This is a genomic window from Sphingobium sp. ZW T5_29, assembly GCF_044987515.1.
Classification (GTDB): domain Bacteria; phylum Pseudomonadota; class Alphaproteobacteria; order Sphingomonadales; family Sphingomonadaceae; genus Sphingobium.
Genome location: NZ_JBJDRM010000012.1, coordinates 12,163 through 30,987, shown reverse-complemented (window position 1 = coordinate 30,987; position 18,825 = coordinate 12,163). Strand labels below are relative to the sequence as shown.

The 18,825-nt window shown below is 62.6% G+C and carries 15 protein-coding genes; 8 read left to right on the top strand and 7 right to left on the bottom strand.

All coding sequences use genetic code 11. The features are described 5' to 3' along the window. Positions 1-188 precede the first annotated feature (188 nt). From ybgC to pal, 6 genes are all read left to right on the top strand, one after another. Positions 189-659: a tol-pal system-associated acyl-CoA thioesterase gene (ybgC, locus tag ACI3KQ_RS11585; RefSeq protein WP_404957738.1), complete on the top strand. Its 471-nt coding sequence runs from the start codon at positions 189-191 to the stop codon at positions 657-659. Further along, positions 656-1,375 (top strand): protein TolQ, encoded by a 720-nt coding sequence (tolQ, locus tag ACI3KQ_RS11580; RefSeq protein ID WP_404957736.1) that lies wholly within the window; start codon positions 656-658, stop codon positions 1,373-1,375. Before ybgC ends, tolQ begins: the two co-directional genes overlap by 4 nt. Positions 1,376-1,508: 133 nt before the next feature. After that, the gene (tolR, locus tag ACI3KQ_RS11575) at positions 1,509-1,988 is read left to right on the top strand and encodes a protein TolR (protein WP_404957734.1); all 480 of its coding nucleotides are present in this window, start codon (positions 1,509-1,511) and stop codon (positions 1,986-1,988) included. An 18-nt stretch (positions 1,989-2,006) separates the two neighbouring features. After that, the gene (locus tag ACI3KQ_RS11570; RefSeq protein WP_404957732.1) at positions 2,007-2,927 is read left to right on the top strand and encodes a cell envelope biogenesis protein TolA; all 921 of its coding nucleotides are present in this window, start codon (positions 2,007-2,009) and stop codon (positions 2,925-2,927) included. Beyond that, the gene (gene tolB / locus ACI3KQ_RS11565) at positions 2,924-4,261 is read left to right on the top strand and encodes a Tol-Pal system beta propeller repeat protein TolB (RefSeq protein ID WP_404957730.1); all 1,338 of its coding nucleotides are present in this window, start codon (positions 2,924-2,926) and stop codon (positions 4,259-4,261) included. The genes ACI3KQ_RS11570 and tolB overlap by 4 nt, the downstream gene beginning before the upstream one ends. Positions 4,262-4,338: 77 nt before the next feature. Beyond that, a complete protein-coding gene (gene pal, locus ACI3KQ_RS11560; protein WP_404957729.1) occupies positions 4,339-4,851 on the top strand; it encodes a peptidoglycan-associated lipoprotein Pal in 513 nt (170 codons plus the stop codon). A 190-nt stretch (positions 4,852-5,041) separates the two neighbouring features. On the opposite strand, the gene ACI3KQ_RS11555 is transcribed toward pal, so the two are convergent. The 3 genes from ACI3KQ_RS11555 to ACI3KQ_RS11545 are packed head-to-tail and all read right to left on the bottom strand — an operon-like array spanning position 5,042 to position 8,721. Continuing rightward, positions 5,042-5,491, bottom strand: a complete 450-nt coding sequence (locus tag ACI3KQ_RS11555; RefSeq protein WP_404957727.1) for a MarR family winged helix-turn-helix transcriptional regulator — start codon at positions 5,489-5,491, stop codon at positions 5,042-5,044. Positions 5,492-5,537: 46 nt separating this feature from the next. Next, positions 5,538-5,840: a hypothetical protein gene (locus ACI3KQ_RS11550; protein ID WP_404957883.1), complete on the bottom strand. Its 303-nt coding sequence runs from the start codon at positions 5,838-5,840 to the stop codon at positions 5,538-5,540. Positions 5,841-5,862: 22 nt separating this feature from the next. After that, positions 5,863-8,721, bottom strand: coding sequence for a M16 family metallopeptidase (locus tag ACI3KQ_RS11545; protein ID WP_404957725.1), 2,859 nt, complete (start codon positions 8,719-8,721; stop codon positions 5,863-5,865). A 293-nt stretch (positions 8,722-9,014) separates the two neighbouring features. Here ACI3KQ_RS11545 and clpB point away from each other — a divergent pair, with 293 nt between their 5' ends. After that, positions 9,015-11,594 (top strand): ATP-dependent chaperone ClpB, encoded by a 2,580-nt coding sequence (clpB, locus tag ACI3KQ_RS11540; protein ID WP_404957723.1) that lies wholly within the window; start codon positions 9,015-9,017, stop codon positions 11,592-11,594. Between the two features lie 52 nt (positions 11,595-11,646). Here the strand turns inward: clpB and ACI3KQ_RS11535 are convergent, their stop codons facing one another. The 4 genes from ACI3KQ_RS11535 to xseA form a co-directional block, all read right to left on the bottom strand. Beyond that, entirely contained in the window at positions 11,647-14,556 is a 2,910-nt protein-coding gene (locus ACI3KQ_RS11535) for a TonB-dependent receptor (protein WP_404957721.1), read from the bottom strand. 323 nt (positions 14,557-14,879) lie between these two features. Beyond that, the gene (locus ACI3KQ_RS11530) at positions 14,880-15,722 is read right to left on the bottom strand and encodes a M23 family metallopeptidase (RefSeq protein ID WP_404957881.1); all 843 of its coding nucleotides are present in this window, start codon (positions 15,720-15,722) and stop codon (positions 14,880-14,882) included. 37 nt (positions 15,723-15,759) lie between these two features. Beyond that, complete coding sequence (locus ACI3KQ_RS11525) at positions 15,760-15,969, bottom strand: DUF2093 domain-containing protein (RefSeq protein ID WP_404957719.1); 210 nt, start codon at positions 15,967-15,969, stop codon at positions 15,760-15,762. Positions 15,970-16,003: 34 nt separating this feature from the next. Further along, positions 16,004-17,509 (bottom strand): exodeoxyribonuclease VII large subunit, encoded by a 1,506-nt coding sequence (xseA, locus tag ACI3KQ_RS11520; protein ID WP_404957879.1) that lies wholly within the window; start codon positions 17,507-17,509, stop codon positions 16,004-16,006. A gap of 7 nt (positions 17,510-17,516) precedes the next feature. Here xseA and purD point away from each other — a divergent pair, with 7 nt between their 5' ends. Next, positions 17,517-18,794: a phosphoribosylamine--glycine ligase gene (purD, locus tag ACI3KQ_RS11515; RefSeq protein ID WP_404957717.1), complete on the top strand. Its 1,278-nt coding sequence runs from the start codon at positions 17,517-17,519 to the stop codon at positions 18,792-18,794. Positions 18,795-18,825: the final 31 nt, after the last annotated feature.

The following is an 18,825-nucleotide window of genomic DNA, read 5'->3' as shown; positions in this document are numbered from 1 at the left end:
CTGATTGATTTGGACGTTGCCCTAGCGACAAGGCGCAGACGCGGCCAGCGGTTTTGCGATCTGGCGTCGGCTCGTAGAGCCCAGCATAAGATGCTGTGCGACAAAAGGCCCCACCTGCCCGGCTAATTGGTTTCATGACGGTTATTTCCGTCTTTGCGCTGCGGCTGCATGATGGCTAAAAGCCGCGCATGTCCGCTTCTGTGCCAATGCCCGCGCCGGCGACCGGAAGGTTCATCGGCGCGACGCATCATTTTCCCCTGCGCGTCTATTTCGAGGATACGGATCTGTCGGGTCTGGTCTATCACGCCAATTACCTGCGCTATATGGAGCGGGCACGATCCGACATGCTGCGCGTCGCCGGGATCGACCAGCGAGCGACACATGAAGCAGGCGATGGCGTTTACGCTGTCACGGACATAAAGGTCCGCTATCGCCGTCCGGCGCGGCTGGACGATGACCTGATGGTGGAAAGCCGCGTGACTGGTTTTGGCGCTGCGACCTGCGCCATTCATCAGACAGTCAGGCGCGGCGAGGAAATACTGACGGATGGCGAAGTTTCGGTCGCCTTCCTTACGCAACAGGGCCGCCCGCAGCGGCAACCCAGGCCCTGGATCGACATTTTTAGCCGTTTGATGACAGGGGAAGACATCAATCCATGAGCCTTATGATGCCCGACATCGGCGCAGCAGCCGGGGCCGCCGCGCAAGCCGCCACTATTTCGCCGCTCGTCCTGTTCCTGCAGGCTGACATTGTCGTGAAGGTGGTGATGCTGGGGCTTTTGCTCGCCAGCATCTGGACCTGGGCGATGATCATCGGTTTTACCTTTACCCTGCGCCGCGCCAGCCGCCAGAGCAGCGCGTTCGAGGATGATTTCTGGAAAGCCGAGGATATCGACCGCTTCTTTGAAGCGCGGGGGAAGGCGGATTTCCCCGCTGCCAAGGTGATGGCCGCAGGCGTCACCGAATGGCGGCGCTCAACCGCGCAGAAGGTCATCGACCGGGAAGGCACGCGCGATCGCCTGTCGACCAGCATGTCGAGCACGATCGCGGCGGAAATCGATCGCCTGTCCGACCGGCTGAACATCCTTGCCACCATCGGTGCGGTCGCGCCCTTTGTCGGCCTGTTCGGCACGGTATGGGGCATCATGCGCGCGTTTACCGCTATCGCGGCTGAACAGAATAGCTCGCTTGCCGTCGTCGCGCCCGGCATTGCGGAAGCATTGTTCGCGACCGCCATCGGCCTGTTCGCGGCCATTCCGGCGGTCATCGCCTATAATCGCTTCAGTCACGGCATCAACCGGATGGAAGCCAAGCTGACCCGCTTTGCCGACAGCTTCTATTCGACGCTGAGCCGCGAGCTGGAGGCGCAGCGGTGATGTACGACTTCCTCCTTCCGTTCAGTCTGAGCCTGTCGAAGCCCATTCCTTATCTTCAGCGAAAGGAGAGGGCTTCGGCAGGCTCAGCCCGAACGAGGGGAGATTTGCATCTGATCGAGCGAGGGCACGCCTGATGGCCATGTCGGGACCTCCTTCCGGCCGCCGGGGGCGCGGTCGTGCGCCGATGGCGGACATCAATGTCACCCCGTTGGTCGACGTCATGCTGGTGCTGCTCATCATCTTCATGGTGACGGCCCCGTTGCTGGTGACCGGCGTGCCCGTGAACCTGCCCGAAACGCGCGCCAAGGGCCTGGACCAGGATCAGAAGCCCAGGGTGGTGTCCGTCGATCGCGATGGCGCGATCTTCATTGACGACGATCAGGTGAGCGACGCCGACCTGCCCGACCGGTTCGCTGAGATCGTGTCGGCCAATGCGGGACAACCTGATCCGCCGCAGATTTTCCTGCGCGCCGACACCGCGCTCGATTATGGCCGGGTGATGCGGGTGATGGGGGAACTGAACCGCGCGGGCCTGAACAAGGTCGCGCTCGTCAGCACGGGTGCCGATGGCGGCGACACCCCCGCCGCCCCTGTCAGCAGCGTTTCAGAATAGGGGCCATAGGGACCGAGGATGGAGCGCGCAGAGAAAATCGGCCTTGGCGTGGCGACGGCAGGACATGTCCTGCTGTTCGGGCTCCTGTCCGCCGGTTTCCTTGCCACGCCCAATCCGCTGAAGCTCAATTCGCCGCCGATGGACGTGAGCCTGGTCGACGAGGTCGCGCTGGAATCGATGGCACCCCGCCTGTCCACTCAACCGCCGCCGCCCAGTGTCGCGCCGGACGAAGGGCCGACCGAAGACGCCGCGCCTGCTGCGATGCCAGAGCCTGCTCCCGCGCCGGAGCCTGAACCCGCACCCGCGCCGCCGCCCAAAAAGCCCTCGCCACCGCGCAAGGACGTGCCCAAGGCTGCGCCCAAACCCAAAGCTGCGCCCGAAAAACCGGCTGTAAAAGCCAAGCCGACGCCGCCGAGGCCAAAGGCCGCAGCAGCGCCGGTCCCAGCGCAGCAAAAGGCGAAGGCCAAGCCCAAGGCGGACGCACCCGCGCGCGCGTCTGGCGAGGGGAAGGCGCAGAAACCGCGCGGATCGCTGCTGGGCAAGGATTTTCTGAAGGGCATCGACACCGAAGCCGACGCACCGCGCAAGCCTGCGCCAGCCCCGGCCGCAACGCTGGGTCCAGCGCAAAAGGCCGCGCTGGATGCGGAAATCCGCCGTCAGCTTAAACCCCACTGGCGTCCGCCTTCTGGCGCGGATGCGGATCAGCTCATCACTCTGCTGGAAGTGCGGCTGGACAAAAATGGCCGTGTCGTCGGCTCACCGGAGGTGATCGAGCAGCGCGGCGTGACGGCCAGCAACCGCCCGCAGGCACAAATCCATGCGGAACGCGCAATCCAGGCAGTGAAGCTGGCTTCGCCCTTTCGCAACTTGCCGTCCGAATTTTACGAACAATGGAAATGGCTGCGGCCACTTCGTTTTGATGCGAGGCTGAACCGATGAAGACGACCCTGTTGCACCGCCTGAGCGCGGCCGCCGCCGCCCTGATCGCCCTGGCCATCGCACCCGCTGCCCTGGCCCAGTTGTCCGTCGATGTTACGGGGGAGATTGACAGCAATCTCAAGATCGTTGTCCCGGCGCTTCCCGCGCAGGCCGAAGTTTCCACGCCCGCAGGATCATCGACCGAACTGGGGCGCAAGATCGCCGAGGTTATCGCGACCGACCTCAAGGGGTCCGGCCTGTTCGACCCTTCCGGGCCAAGCGGCATCCCTACCATCGCTTTCCCGGAAGTCACCAACCCGGCTTACGATAAATGGGGCGCCTATCAGGCGCTGGCGCAGGGGTTCGTGCGCACCGCCGGCGGCGAAGCGGATATCACCGTCGGCTGTTATCTCTATGACGTGGCGTTGAAGCAGGAACTGACCCGTCAGGGCTATGTCGTCGCCCCGCGCGACTGGCGGCGGGCCGCGCATAAATGCGCCGACGCCATCTACGCCCGGCTATCGGGGGAAAGCCCCTTTTTCGACAGCCGCATCGCCTATATCGCGGAGAGCGGGCCGAAGGGGAACCGCACCAAGCGACTTGCGATCATGGATTCGGATGGTGCGAACCACCGCTTCATCACCAATGGCCAGTCGCTCGCGCTCACGCCCCGTTTTTCCCCCGACTATAAGTCGATCGTCTATGTCAGCTATCTGAACAACAAGGTGCGCATCTATGTCTATGACATCGGCACCGGCAGGCAGAGGTTGGTGACAGAAAGCAACAATCCGACCTTTGCGCCGCGCTGGTCCCCGGATGGCCGCAACATCCTGTTTTCCATGGCCGTCGCAGGGAACACCGACATTTATCGCGTATCTGCCGGTGGAGGGACGCCGGTGCGGCTCACCACCGCGCCCGGCATCGATGTTGGCGGCAGCTATTCCCCTGACGGGACGAAGATCGTGTTCGAAAGCGACCGGTCGGGCAGCCAGCAAATCTACGTTATGAGCGCTGACGGATCGGGCCAGCGCCGGATAAGCCATGGCGGTGGCCGCTATGCGACGCCGGAATGGAGCCCGCGCGGCGACCTGATTGCCTTCACCAAGATCGCGGGCGATTTCAAGATCGCGGTCATGACGCCGACCGGTGACAATGAGCGTATCTTGACCAATGGCTGGCAGGACGAACAGCCAAGCTGGTCGCCCAATGGGCGCGTGCTGCAATTTTTCCGCACGAGCGCCGGTCGCCAGGGCAGCAGTCAAGTCTGGCAGGTCGATCTGACCGGCGTCAACGAACGCCGCATCCCCACGCCGCTGAGCGGTTCGGACCCCGCCTGGGGTCCATTGCTTCCCTGATATGGAACCAGATCGTCCCGACAGCGTAACGACATGATCAACGCTGCGGATTTCAACTCGCTTCACAGGAGATCCCGATGAAACTGTCCCGCCCGCTTCTGATTGCCGTTTCGGTCCTTGCCCTCGCCGCTTGCGGCAAGAAGGCGCCCAAGGACCTGCCACCCCCGCCCGCCGGTGACACGAGCGCGCAGACCGGCATCGGCACGACGCCCACCGGCCCGGTCAAGGGCAGCCAGGAAGATTTCGTCGCGTCAGTCTCTTCCGACCGCATCTTCTTCGATACCGATCAATATGATGTCGATGCGCAGGACCAACAGACGTTGCAGAGCCAGTCCGCATGGCTGCAGCAGAACCCCAACGTCCGTGTCACCATCGAAGGTCACGCCGACGAACGCGGTACGCGCGATTATAACATCGCGTTGGGAGAGCGCCGCGCCAATGCCGCGAAAAACTATCTGGCATCGCTGGGCATCGACCCAAGCCGGATCAACACGGTGAGCTATGGCAAAGAACGCCCCGCTGCCCTGGGTTCCGACGAATCTGCATGGGCGCAGAACCGCCGCGCGGTGACCGTCACCGTCCAATATTGAAGCCGTCGGGTCGCACCAGGCTTTAGAGCATCGCGCGGAAAAGTGGGAACCGGTTTTCCGCAAAAAGCGATGCGGCAACAAAGATATAGCAAGCAGCGCGATTCACATATCCCGCTGCTTGCTCCAGGAAGCCCGCCGGTCATGCCGACCGGCGGGCTTTTCTATTCCGGCTCGCCGCGCGATGAACCTGCTACGGCAGCTTGCGGCGCTCCGCGATGCGGCGTTCGATCAATTCCATGACATTCACGGTAATTTCGACGGCTGTGTCGGGCAGACCGTCGAACAAATCGCGCGTCAGGTCATTCAGCCGCGCCTCGATCCGCGCGGCCAGGTCGCTGCCCTCAGGAGTGAATTGCACGCGGTTCGATCGCTTATCCGTGGGATGTGGCAGGCGTTGGATCAGACCCGATGCGGCAAGCTGGTCCAGCGTTCGAACCAGCGATGGCTGCGTGATGCCCAGCTGTTCGGCAAGGTCCGATTGCCGCACATCGGGACCCAGGCGGGCAAGGTGCACAAGGCACCAGCCCGCGCTGGCCGACACCCGGAATTGCGCCAATGCTTCGTCCGTCAGGTGCCGCCAGCTGCGCGCCACCTGCGGCATTTTCTGAACCAGCGAATTTGTCAGGTCAGAACGGGACATTATCGCAAGGGAGAGGCGATATTATTCGCCGCGCCGCCGCACCCCTTCACGCGCGCCGCGTACCGGAAAAGCCAGCCGCACCGAAAGCGCCCAGCTGCATGGTGCCGTTGATCGCATCGCCGTCCACGACCGCCTCGCAATCCATGGTCATCGGCATGGGCATCGTCATGTTCATCTTCCACGTCAGCTTGTCGCCGTCGACCTGGCCCTCGGTCACGTCCAGCGACCCCATCATGCCGGCAAAGGTGCCGTTAAAGCTGCCCCCATTGCTGATGACGGTGAAAACGCCCTTCTGATCACCCAAGGGCGTTTTCGCAACGCAGTCATAGGCGCCATCGACATTCGGCATCATGCAATCTCCTCTGCTGCCATCAATCGGCAAGTGTACCCATTTCAACGGGCAGGCCCACCGCGTCAAGTTGCGGGCGCACCAGCTTTGCGTCGCCAACCACGACCCAGATAAGCCGGTCAGGATTGATCGCTTCCCGCGCCGCCGCGTCAAGGTCCGCCGGGGTCATGGCCCGGTAGATATCAGGCAGCTTTTCATAGAAGTCGTCAGGCCGCCCCAGCAGGCGGTTGCGCATGATCGCCCCCAGCAGGTCGGACGATGTTTCGAAACTGCCGGGCAGCGACAGTATCTGGCTGTTGATCGTCTGGTTGCGCTCAGCCAGCGTCGTGCCCTTCGCCGTCAGGAAATCCGTCACATCCTGGCGTGCCGCGATGATCGATTCACCAGTCTTGTCAGTCTGCACCGGCGCATAGATCAGCAACGGAATGGTTTCCTTCACGCCGGGCAGAGCGCTGCCCGCATAATAGGCCCAGCCTTTCGTTTCCCGCAGGTTCATGATCAGCCGCGATGTCGAACTGCCGCCCAGCACTTCATTCGCGGTGATCAGCGTCACTGGATTATCGATGCCGCGCTTGTTGGTCAGCAGGCCCGCCAGGATCATCGACTGCGGACTTTGCGGCTTGTCCACCAGGATGATGCGCGCCGGACGCATCATGCGGTCCATGCGGAACAGCTTGCTACCCTTGGCGACTGCTGGAGCCTTCCAGTCGCCGAAGCGCTTTTCGAGCAGGGGCATGACGTCCGCCAGGTTCGTGTCGCCCGTTACGAAGATGGTCGCATTGTCGGGCCGCATCCATGTGTCGTGGAACGCGACGAGGTCGGCCCGCGTCGCTGCCTTCACGCCGCTTTCGGTGCCGGACCCGGTGAAAGGAATGCCGTAGGGATGCGCCTGTCCATAGAGCAGGGGCGGTAGCAGCCGCTGGGCGATTGGCATCGGTTCGGTCTTTTCCGCCGCGATGCGGGTCAGCATTTGGCCCCGGAGCCGCTCCACCTCTGACGGTGCAAAGGCGGGGTTACGGATGACGTCGGCAAGTAGGCCCAGCGACGCGTCCAAATTGGGCTTGAGCGCGTATAGCCCGACAGTGGTGCTATCCATGCCATTGCCCGCGCTGATCGAGGCACCCAGCCTTTCCTGCTCTTCGGCGATCTGGATGGAGGTGCGGGTCGCCGTCCCTTCGTCCAGCAATGCGGTCGTCAGCGCCGCAACGCCCAGCTTCGCCTTGTCATCCGCCGCATTACCGGCGTCGAACGATACCGATACGCGTACGACCGGCACGGTGGCGCGCCGAGCGAAAAGCACCGGAATGCCATTTTTCAGCTTTGCATGTTCGACAGCCGGAAAATCCAGGTCCTTGACCGGCTGAATCTCCGGCTCCGCGACTTTGGTTGGCGTTGGCGGCGCTGCGGCAGCAGGCGGTGGCTTATTGGGGTCACGGAAATAGGCGGGGTGGTGGGTCGCATTGCCTGCCAGCGCATTATCCTCTGGTGACCGCTGCCCCGGTGCCACGGTCAGGCGGAATACTGGTCGCCCCAGCCATTTGCGCGCCGCGCCGCCCACCGACTGCGGCGTCGCGGCGGCGTAGGCGGCCAGGTCCTTCTTATATTTGGCCGGGTCATCGGAATAGACCGCGCCTTCGGCTAGAGTCACCGCCTTGCCACTGAAGCCGCCCACTTTTTCCAATCCGCCGATCGTGCCGGAGAGCTGGCGTGTCGCCGCGCGCCGGACTTCATCAGCGCTGGGGCCATTTTTCAGATAATCGGCGAGCAGCTGGTCCAGCCGTTTGCCGACGGCTATCGGGTCCTGGCCCGGCTTCACATCGACGGTTATCTCGGCAATCGACAGTTTTTCGAAGGACTGGATGCTGGCCTTCACGCCCACCGCTACCTTTTCGCCGCGCACCAATATATTGTCGAGCCGCGACGAACTGAGCCCGCCGAACACCGACATGGCAAGGTCGAGCTGCGGCAGGTCGTCCGAATTGACGCCGGGCACGATCCAGTTGCGGTAGAGCCGGGTCGCCGCGACATTGTCGTGCATCAGCTTTTCAACATCCTGGTCCAGCGTCGGGACCGTCGCGTCGACATCCACGGGTGCCGGACCCGCCGGAATTTTACCGAACCATTTTTCGACCTTTGCCCTGGCGGTGGGCACATCGATATCGCCCGCCAGCACCAGCACGGCATTGTTCGGCCCGTAATGCGTTCTGAACCAGTTCTGCACATCGGCAAGGCTGGCGGCGTTCAGGTCCGCCATCGATCCGATCGTGGAGTGACGATAGGGATGCCCTTCCGGCAGCATGGCGGCCAGCTGCGCATATTCCACTAGGCCATAGGGCTCATTTTCGCCCATGCGCTTTTCATTCTGGACCACGCCGCGCTGCGTATCGAGCTTCGCCTGCGTGACTGCGCCCAGCAAGTGGCCCATGCGGTCCGATTCCAGGAACAGCGCCCGGTCGAGCGCGCCCGTCGGCACCGTTTCGAAATAGTTGGTGCGGTCGAACCAGGTCGTGCCGTTCCAGTCCGTCGCGCCGATATCCTCCAGCCGTCCGAAAAACGGCCCGTCCGCATTTTCCGACCCGTAGAACATGAGATGTTCGAACAGATGCGCAAAGCCGGTCTTGCCCTTGGGTTCGAAACGCGACCCCACATGATACCAGACCGACACCGCCACCACCGGGGCCTTGCGGTCGGTATGGACGATGACGCGCAGCCCGTTCTTCAATGTGAATTGTTCGTACGGGATGTCCACTGCCGCCACCAACTGGGAGAGCGGCGCGGGCGTTGCCGGAGCCGACAGGGCTGGCACGGCGGGGATCGCCAACGCGAATGAGGAGAGGCCGAGCGACAGAGCCAGACGGCCCGACAGGAAGGAAGATGTCATGAGCGCCTTCATCAAAGATCCGGGGGATCATGCCGCCAGAAGCAGCTGCGAACGGTGGCAGCATAGCAAGGCGCTTTAGCGGCGCAATACGCTTTAGGCCCCTCCCCCTGTTCCTCGCGACCAGCTTATCCATTTCAATCAAGGGGAATTTCTTTGCCCGCGCCTTCGGCCACCGGCTTTCCTTCCAATAAGTCAGTCTGCTGCTAGAATGGGGCTAAGGATATTTGCGTAACGCCTCTTGTGTTGCTTTTATGCAACATTACATCGTGGCAAGTTTCACGAAGGGCTTCTCTATGAACCTCGAAAAATTCACTGACCGCGCCAAGGGATTTCTCCAGTCGGCGCAAACCGTCGCGATCCGCATGAGTCATCAGCGGATCAGCCCGGAGCATCTGCTGAAGGCGTTGCTGGAGGATCAGCAGGGCATGGCGTCCGGCCTTATCAAGGCCGCTGGCGGCGACCCCGCCGTGGCCCTGCGAGAAACGGATGCCGCGCTGGCAAAGGTGCCCGTGGTTTCGGGCGGCGGCGCTCAACAGACGCCAGGCCTGGACAATGACGCCGTGCGGGTGCTGGACAGTGCCGAACAGGTGGCAGCCAAGGCGGGCGACAGTTTCGTCACCGTCGAACGGATGTTGCTTGCGCTGACCCTTGCCACCACCAGCGCGGCAGGCAAGGCGCTGAACGCGGCGGGCGTCACCGCCGAAGGGTTGAACGCCGCGATCAACAATCTGCGCGGCGGGCGCACGGCCGATACGGCAGGGGCGGAAGATCGCTATGATGCGCTCAAGAAATTCGCTCGCGACCTGACCGAGGCCGCGCGCGAGGGCAAGCTGGACCCCGTCATCGGTCGCGACGAAGAAATCCGCCGCACGATCCAGATTCTCGCCCGCCGGACCAAGAACAATCCTGTGCTGATCGGCGACCCCGGCGTCGGCAAGACCGCCATTGCCGAGGGCCTTGCGCTGCGCATCGCCAACGGCGACGTGCCCGATACGCTGAAGGACCGGACATTGATGGCGCTGGACATGGGCAGCCTGATCGCGGGCGCAAAATATCGCGGCGAGTTCGAGGAGCGGTTGAAGGGCGTGCTGGACGAGGTGAAGGGCGCGGAAGGCCAGATCGTCCTGTTCATCGACGAAATGCACACGCTGGTCGGCGCGGGCAAATCCGAAGGCGCGATGGATGCGGGCAACCTGTTGAAACCAGCGCTGGCGCGGGGCGAGCTGCATTGCATCGGCGCGACGACGCTCGACGAATATCGTAAGCATGTCGAAAAGGACCCGGCGCTGCAGCGGCGATTCCAGCCGGTGTTCGTGGGCGAGCCGACGGTGGAGGACACCATCTCCATCCTGCGCGGCCTGAAGGAAAAATATGAGCTGCATCATGGTGTGCGGATCACCGACGGCGCGATCGTGTCGGCGGCGACGCTGTCCAACCGCTACATCACCGACCGCTTCCTGCCCGACAAGGCCATCGACCTGATGGACGAGGCAGCCAGCCGCCTGCGCATGGAGGTGGAGAGCAAGCCCGAGGAAATCGAGTCGCTTGACCGGCGGATCATCCAGTTGAAGATCGAGCGAGAGGCGCTGAAGAAGGAAAGCGACAAGGCGTCGGCGGATCGCCTGGCGTCGCTGGAAGAGGATTTGGCGAACCTTGAACAGCAGTCGGCGGAACTGACCCAGCGCTGGCAGTCGGAAAAGGACAAGATCGCAGGCGAAAGCAAGTTGAAGGAACAGCTGGACGCCGCGCGAATGGAGCTGGAGCAGGCGCAGCGGGCTGGCGACCTGGCGAAAGCGGGCGAGCTGGCTTACGGGCGCATCCCCGACCTGGAGCGCAAGATCGCAGACGCGGAAGGCGCTACCGAAGGCGCGATGCTGCGCGAGGAAGTGACGAGCGAAGACATCGCATCGATCGTCAGCCGGTGGACCGGCATCCCGGTCGACAAGATGTTGGAAGGCGAACGCGAAAAGCTGCTGGCCATGGAAGAGGAACTGGGCAAGCGCGTCATTGGCCAGGCCGATGCGGTGAAGGCCGTGTCGACCGCCGTGCGCCGTTCACGCGCGGGATTACAGGACCCGAACAGGCCGCTGGGCAGCTTCCTTTTCCTGGGGCCGACCGGCGTCGGCAAAACCGAGCTGACCAAGGCGCTAGCCGGTTTCCTGTTCGACGACGACAGCGCGATGGTGCGGATCGACATGAGCGAGTTCATGGAGAAGCATTCGGTCGCGCGGCTGATCGGCGCGCCGCCGGGCTATGTCGGCTATGAGGAAGGCGGCGTGCTGACCGAAGCGGTGCGACGGCGGCCATACCAGGTCATCCTGTTCGACGAGGTCGAGAAGGCGCATGGCGACGTATTCAACATATTGCTGCAGGTTCTGGACGATGGCCGCCTGACCGATGGGCAGGGGCGCACGGTTGATTTCACCAACACGATCATCGTGCTGACGTCCAACCTGGGCAGCCAGTTCATCGCCAGCCTTGCCGATGACGAGCCGGTGGAGAAGGTCGAGGATCAGGTTATGGACATCGTCCGCGCCCATTTCCGGCCGGAATTCCTCAACCGGCTGGATGAGGTGATCCTGTTCCACCGGCTGGGCGCGGCCCATATGGCGCCGATCGTGGATATTCAGGTCGCGCGGATCGGCAAGCTGCTGAAGGACCGCAAGGTGACGCTGGAGCTGACGGATGGCGCGCGGGCCTGGCTGGGACGGGTCGGCTATGATCCGGTCTATGGTGCACGGCCATTGAAGCGGGCAGTGCAACGCTACCTGCAAGATCCGCTCGCCGACCTGATCCTGCGCGGCGAAGTGCCCGATGGATCGACGGTGAAGGTGGATGAAGGTGACGGCGCCTTAAAGCTGAGCATCGCATGAAAAAGGGGCGGCAGTCGTGCTGCCGCCCCTCCCTAGCTCGACCCTCAGGCCATCAGAATGTGACCGATGCGCCGATGAAGAATGACCTGCCGAGCGGGTCATAGGTGGCCGGGAATGTATTTCCGCTGTTTTCGGCGGTGCCGCCATAATCATTGCCAACGATCGGCGGCTGCTTGTCGAACAGGTTGTTGATGCCGCCGCGCAGCTGGAAGCGTTCAGCGACGCGAACGGTGCCGCTGAGGTCGAAATAGCTGCGGGCGCCGATCACCGGAACGACGTAGTCGGCCGGGTCGGCTCCATTGAGGACAATGTCATCCTTGGTCAGCTTGCCGATATAGCGCCAGCGCAGCAGCAGGCTGATCGGACCGTAATCAAGCTGCGTATTCTGAACGAACTGCCATTTGGGCTGGGGGCGCAAGCAGGTCTTACCCACCAGGCCGACACAGTCATAGGAGGGGAAGATAGCGGCTGGCTGATCCACCGACTTGATCGCGCGGGTCGCGTTGATGCCGAATTGCAGACGAGCATCTTCGCCGATCTTGAAATGATAGGCGGCGGCGAAGTCGATACCCGTGCGCTTCAGCGATGCCGCATTGAGCGTGCTGGCGTCCACGCCGGTTTCCGTGCCTCCGCTAAGCGACCCGTTGATGGGGTTGCGGCTGATCAGCTGACAGAAGAATCCATTGGGATCCTGTTCCTGTTCATAGCAGGCATCGACGATGACCTGTTCGGAAAACTGGGTGATGGCATTCTTCACCTTGATGTCGAAATAATCGACCGAGGCAGTGAAGCCGGGCAGCTGACGCGGCTCAAGGACCAGACCGATACTGAACGTATCGGACTTTTCCGGCGTCAGGGTGGGGTTGCCGCCAATATAATTGTTGATCTGTCCGGCGATCGGGCCGTTGACCGTGCCAATGCGCCCAGCAGGGACGCCGGTGTCGAGGCATAGCTGCGTCAGGGCCGCGTTGCCCACGGGGTTGGCGCCCGCGCAGGGATCGCTTTCAAGGTCCCCGGTGCTGGACGTGCGCGGTTCACCCAGTTCCTGCAGATTGGGCGCCCTCACCGCCCGCTGATAAAGACCGCGCACGCGCAGGCCTTGGATCGGTTCCCACTCACCGCCAGCCTTGAACGTCCAGTTGGTGAAGCTGTTTGCAAATGTGCCCCCGGTGACGAGGTTGGTGACATCGCTGTTATACCGGGAATAACGCAGGCCACCTTCGAATGTCAGGGCCTGCGCGAAGGGCATGTCCTCAAGCAGGGGGACACGGATTTCCGCGAACAGTTCCTTCACCGTATATTTGGCGTCGATGGGCGACTGCGACCCGAAGCCAGGCGAATTGCCCGCGACCAGATTTGCGTCCGGGCGGGATACCGTCTTTTCCCGGCGATATTCCGCGCCGACCGCAAAACCAGCGGCGGACGTCGCGGTGGGGAGCGTGAACAGATCGCCCGCGAGCGAGCCGCCAGCCACGAACTGCGTCGTCTTGTCATTCGCTTCGAGGTCGAGGCGGATGAACTGCCCCGCTTCTGGCGTCAGATTGCCCGCACCGAAGAGGTTGACGGGCACACAGCCATTGCTGGGGTCGATGCAGGTGGGCACGCCGTTCACATTGCGGACCAGCAGCCCCTGCTGCGTCTTGGCGAAATCAATATCGTTCAGATACTGCTGCCTGCGCTTCACCTGGCCATATTGCGCGAAGACTTCATAATTGAGGGAATCGGTAATATCTCCGCGCAGGCCACCGACAAATTGCAGAGCCTTATTGCGATAGATGGAATCGCGCGTGCCCAGTTCGGTGGTGCGACGACCGAACGCGATGTCTACATTGCCGTCATTATCGGTATCCAGTGGCGACAGAACGCTGCGGGCCTGATCAGACAGGAAGGGATTGTCGAGGTTCACGGTGAAGGGGAAGAAGAAGGTGCCCGACGGCGCGAGGACCGTCTGCACCTTGGTATCGATATAGGAAACCCGACCAAAGAAACGGGCAAAGTCGGAAAATTCATATTTGAGCAGGGCGTGCGCCTGATATCGTTCCTGCGGCACCTGGAAGAGATTGTAGGGATTGAAATTGAACGATCCGACAAGCGGCCCCAAATCCCCATTCGGCCTGAACTGGGCGTAGCAGTTGCCATCGTCGATATCGGCCTGCGAACAAATGGTGGGGAAGCTGTCGGAGATATTGCCCGGCGTGTCGGTCAGACTGCCTGAGGGTTGAAGATCCGCCTGCCCCAACGCGAATTCGGAGAATCTGCGCCGCCCCTGGCTGAGAGCGGCCTGCTTGGTATATCCTCCGTTCACGACGATATGGCCGCGCCCTTCGTTGAAACTGGTGCCGTAGGTCAGGCTGGCGTCGAACGTCCGCGCGTCACCACGGCTGGTGATGCCATATTGCGCGTCCGCCCTGAAACCCTTGAACTCGTCATCGAGGATGAAATTGACGACACCCGCCACCGCGTCGGACCCATAAACAGCCGAAGCGCCGCCGGTCACGACGTCCACGCGCTTGATCAAAGCTGCGGGGATCATGTTGACGTCGACAACGCCATCATTGTTGAATGGCACAAATCGCTTGCCATCGATCAGGACCAGCGTCCGCTGCTCAGTCAGGTTGCGCAGATCGATCGTCGCCGCGCCTTCATTGCCATTGTTCGTTTGGCCGCCGATGCCTGGAACCGCCTGGGGGATGTCACGCAGCACATCTTCGACCGATGTGGCGCCGGACAATTTGATCGTATCGGCCGAAATCACCGAAATGGGGGAGTTCGATGTCAGGTCGGGCCGGGCAATACGAGATCCGGTCACGATGATGGTTGCAGGCTCTTCCTCTACGGCGCCAGCTTGCGCAATGTCCTGCGCAACTGCTTCGAAGGACGTAAGCAGTCCCAGGGTCGCCACCGCGATGGCGGTGGCAGCGGCGCCGTTGGACAGCAGCGCTGACTTGATAAAATGTTTCACGATCCAGTCCCTTGCTCTGGAAGCACGCAGGGGAGTCCTGCGGCATTTTTATTGGCGCTGGAAAAGGATGGAAAGCCCGACAGCAACCCTTCCCCATGCGCGCTGCAGGGCAGTCTGCGCAGTCGTTTTAAGAGTGTAAAGCAACGTCAGGCGAGCCTGCACACTTTGCTATTATACTGTCGTAAATTTACCACAAGTGGCGCGCAGGCCTGTTGTGCAGCAGTTCAATAACATTGTTATATCGCTGACAAGGTCGAGGAAATTTTGAGCTCGGCAGGCTACCCGCAGATGCGATAAAATTGCTTTGCGGGTGAACTAAGCTGTCACTGAGAAGGCATTGCGCCCACGAGGCGCAGCGGATCGATCCGAGCTTCGTGCCAGCGCAGACCCCAGTGAAGATGCGGTCCCGTGGCCCGGCCAGTCGCGCCGACCGCTCCGATCCGTTGCCCCTGCCGCACCGCATCGCCCAATTTCACGTCGATTCTGGAAAGATGCAGGAAAGCGCTGCTGAGGCCGTGGCCATGGTCTATCATCAGCAAACGCCCTTCCAGAGTGAAGGGGTGATCGGCGGCCAGTATGACCACGCCATCGGCAGGCGCAACGACCGGTTCTCCGGTCGCGCCAACTATATCGATTCCGCCGTGATAAGAGCCCGGCACCCCCTGATATATGCGCTGTGACCCGAACAGGCCGCTTATACGTCCGACACGCGGCCACTTAAATGGCTGACGCCACCCCTGCGCGCCCGTGACCTTCTTTCGGGCCGCAGCGATCTGTTCAAGTTCGGATCGGCGCAAGGCAAGGAAGGCTTCACTGCTCCGGCCTGCACGCAAGGGCGCGTTCACCCGCTCGATCCGCCAGCTTCCTGGCGACACCGCGATCAAACGGTCTGTCGTCCGTCCGTCAGCAAAGCGCGCCGCAAGACGTGCCTGAGGCAAGGCGTCACGGTCAAACCCGATGAGAAAGCGGCCATCTGTATCTATCGGCACTGGCTGACCATCCAGCCGCAGGTCCACAGTGCCAGCTGGCGCTGTTCCCTGAAGAACGCCGCCTTGCAAGGCTGGCCCCGACAGGATGATGTCCGCCACGCTCGCCGTCGGTGAGGCCGATGATGGCGCGACAATCGCCGAAACCGCCAGCGCCGCGACCAATATCCGCAGCAGCATAGCAAATCGATTGTAGGTCCCGGCAATTCCCAACCGTCTATTCACCCCGCGCTTTCAATTCGGCCTGGGCAGAGATTTCAGCGCTTGCATAAGGTTCCTGCCGAGCGATGCTCCAATAACGCAGGTCATCGAGCGCGATTTTCTGGCCTGTCACCGCGCAGACGACATGGTCGCCCGCCTGCAGCACGCGGAAGCTGTAGGCCATGTAATGCAGCCGGGCCGGGCGATCGCGGTCGGTCATCAGCATGGGTTCAATCGGCCTCTTTCCAAATCATGCGGCATCAAGAAAACAGGTCCTGCTGTCGCCGTTCTTCGCCCTCACGCGGCTTGCGCGACGGACGGGTTGCAGGGGATATAGCCGGAGGCTGCGGCTTCTCAAGGGGGCTGGACGGCGGACCTCCTTCGATAGCCGCGCCTATCGCGCCATCGGAGAAATGCAGTGTTACCGTCCCGGCGGCCTGCGCCCCCGCTACCGATTTGACCAATTGCCCGCCCGCCATGACCCGCGCGAAACCCCGGCGAAGCGGCAGGTCGGGATTGACGGATATAAATAGCCGCGACAGCCGGTCGAATGCCGTCGCCTGATCATGGACGATGCGAGTGAGATAATCAGGGCGCAAGCGAAGGCGGTCGACGCGCTCCCTGGCCCGACTGAGCTGCTGGTGCAGCAGCGCCGGGCGAAGGGCGCCACCCGCCTGGTTCAGGGCCGCACGGGCGTCGGCGAGGCGGTGGCGCAGGCCATTGCCCAGATTGTCCGACAGCTGGTCCAACCTTTGCCGTTGCGGGGCGAGCAGCGTGTCCAGCGTCGGCATCAACCGAATCTGCATGTCCAGCCGCTCTCGCGCCTGTCCGGCGCAGCGGCGCACGGCGCGTTCCATGCGAAGCCCTTGCTCTTTCAACATGGCCATAAGGTCGGCGCGCACCGGGACCGCCATTTCAGCTGCCGCCGTCGGCGTCGGCGCGCGCATGTCGGCGGCATGATCGCACAGCGTAGTATCTGTTTCATGGCCCACCGCAGAGATGATGGGGATCGAGCATTCAGCCACGGCGCGGACGACGATTTCTTCGTTGAAGCTCCAAAGATCCTCTATCGATCCACCGCCGCGCGCCACGATCACCAGGTCAGGACGTGGCACCGCCCCCCCTGGTTCCATCGCACTAAAGCCGCGCACCGCCCGCGCGACCTGTTCGGCGGCGCCCTGCCCCTGCACCAGCACAGGCCACACAAGCACATGGGTGGGGCAACGGTCCTCCAGCCGGTGGAGGATGTCGCGGATGACCGCGCCGGTAGGTGACGTCACCACGCCGATGGTCCGGGGCATGAAGGGCAATTGCCGCTTTCGGCTGCCGTCGAACAATCCTTCGGCGCTGAGTTTGGCCTTCAGCTTTTCCAGCAACGCCATGAGCGCGCCTTCACCCGCCAGTTCCATCCGGTCGATGACGATCTGATATTTGGACCGGCCCGGATAGGTGGTGAGCTTGCCGGTGGCGATCACTTCAACGCCGTCCTGCGGTGCGAAAGGAAGCCGGGCCGCCCCGCCCTTCCACATCACACCGTCGATCACGGCATTGTCATCCTTAAGGCACAGATAGATATGCCCCGACGCAGCCCGCTTGAAGCCGGAAATCTCACCGCGCAGCCGCACATGACCGAAACGATCCTCCACCGTGCGCTTCAATATCGCGGACAATTCGCTCACCGATAGCGGCGGCGCGTTGTCCCCTGCCCGTTCCTCGGCTAACAGGCGGCCCGACGCATCGATACCAGCTTCAAATTCCGGGGACATGGGCGAAATGAACATCCTTCTGCTTGGCGGTGGTGGCCGCGAACATGCGCTGGCCTGGAAGCTGGCGCAATCGCCCCTGCTAAAGACCCTTTATGCAGCTCCGGGCAATCCGGGCATAGCCCAGCACGCCACGCTGGTCGACCTTGACGTGGGCGATCATCGCGCGGTGGTGGATTTCTGCCTGCGCCAGTCGATTGGGCTGGTCGTGATCGGGCCGGAGGCGCCGCTGGTCGACGGACTTGCCGACAATCTGCGGGTCAAAGGCTATCCAGTGTTCGGGCCGGGCAAGAAGGCGGCGCAGCTGGAGGGGTCCAAGGGTTTTACCAAGGACCTGTGCAAGCGGGCGGGCATCCCCACTGCGGGCTATGAGCGAGTCCACAGCAAGGGCGGCGCAATGGCCGCGCTCGATGACTTCGGGCTGCCCGTGGTCATCAAGGCCGACGGTCTGGCGGCGGGCAAGGGCGTGATCATAGCGGAGACGCGGCAAGAGGCCGTAGATGCGCTGGACTTCATGTTTTCCGGCGCGTTGGGCGGAGCGGGCGCGGAAGTCGTGCTGGAAGAATTCATGACGGGCGAGGAAGCGAGCTTCTTCGCACTGACCGACGGAAGCGCCATCCTGCCCTTTGGTTCGGCGCAGGACCACAAGCGGGTAGGCGACGGCGACACCGGGCCCAACACGGGCGGCATGGGCGCCTACAGCCCGGCGCGCGTGCTGACCCCCGAATTGGAGGCGGAGGTCATGGAAAAGATCATCCGGCCGACCGTCGATACGCTGGCCGCCGAAGGCATGCCCTATTCCGGGGTGCTCTATGCCGGTTTGATACTGACCAGCGAAGGTCCCAAGCTGATCGAATATAATGCGCGTTTTGGCGACCCGGAATGCCAGGTGCTGATGATGCGGTTTGACGGCGACCTTGCCGCGCTGCTGCTTGCTGTCGCGCAGGGTCAACTGGCGGATCAGGGGCCGGTGCAACTGGCGGACCGGGCCGCTCTCACCATCGTCATGGCGGCGAATGGCTATCCCGGTACGCCCGAAAAAGGCGGCGAGATTCGTGGAATAGATGCAGCGCAGGCCAGCGGCGCACGGGTTTTCCACGCAGGGACCGCGCAACAGGATGGTTCGTTGGTGGCGAATGGCGGACGCGTGCTGAATGTCACGGCGACCGGCGATACAGTCGGCGCTGCGCAGGCCGCCGCTTATCGTGCCGTTGACGCCATCGACTTTCCCACCGGGTTCTGCCGCCGCGACATTGGCTGGCGCGAAGTCGAAAGAGAGACGCGATAAAAGGCAAGACCGCACTTGCTACAGACCGCCG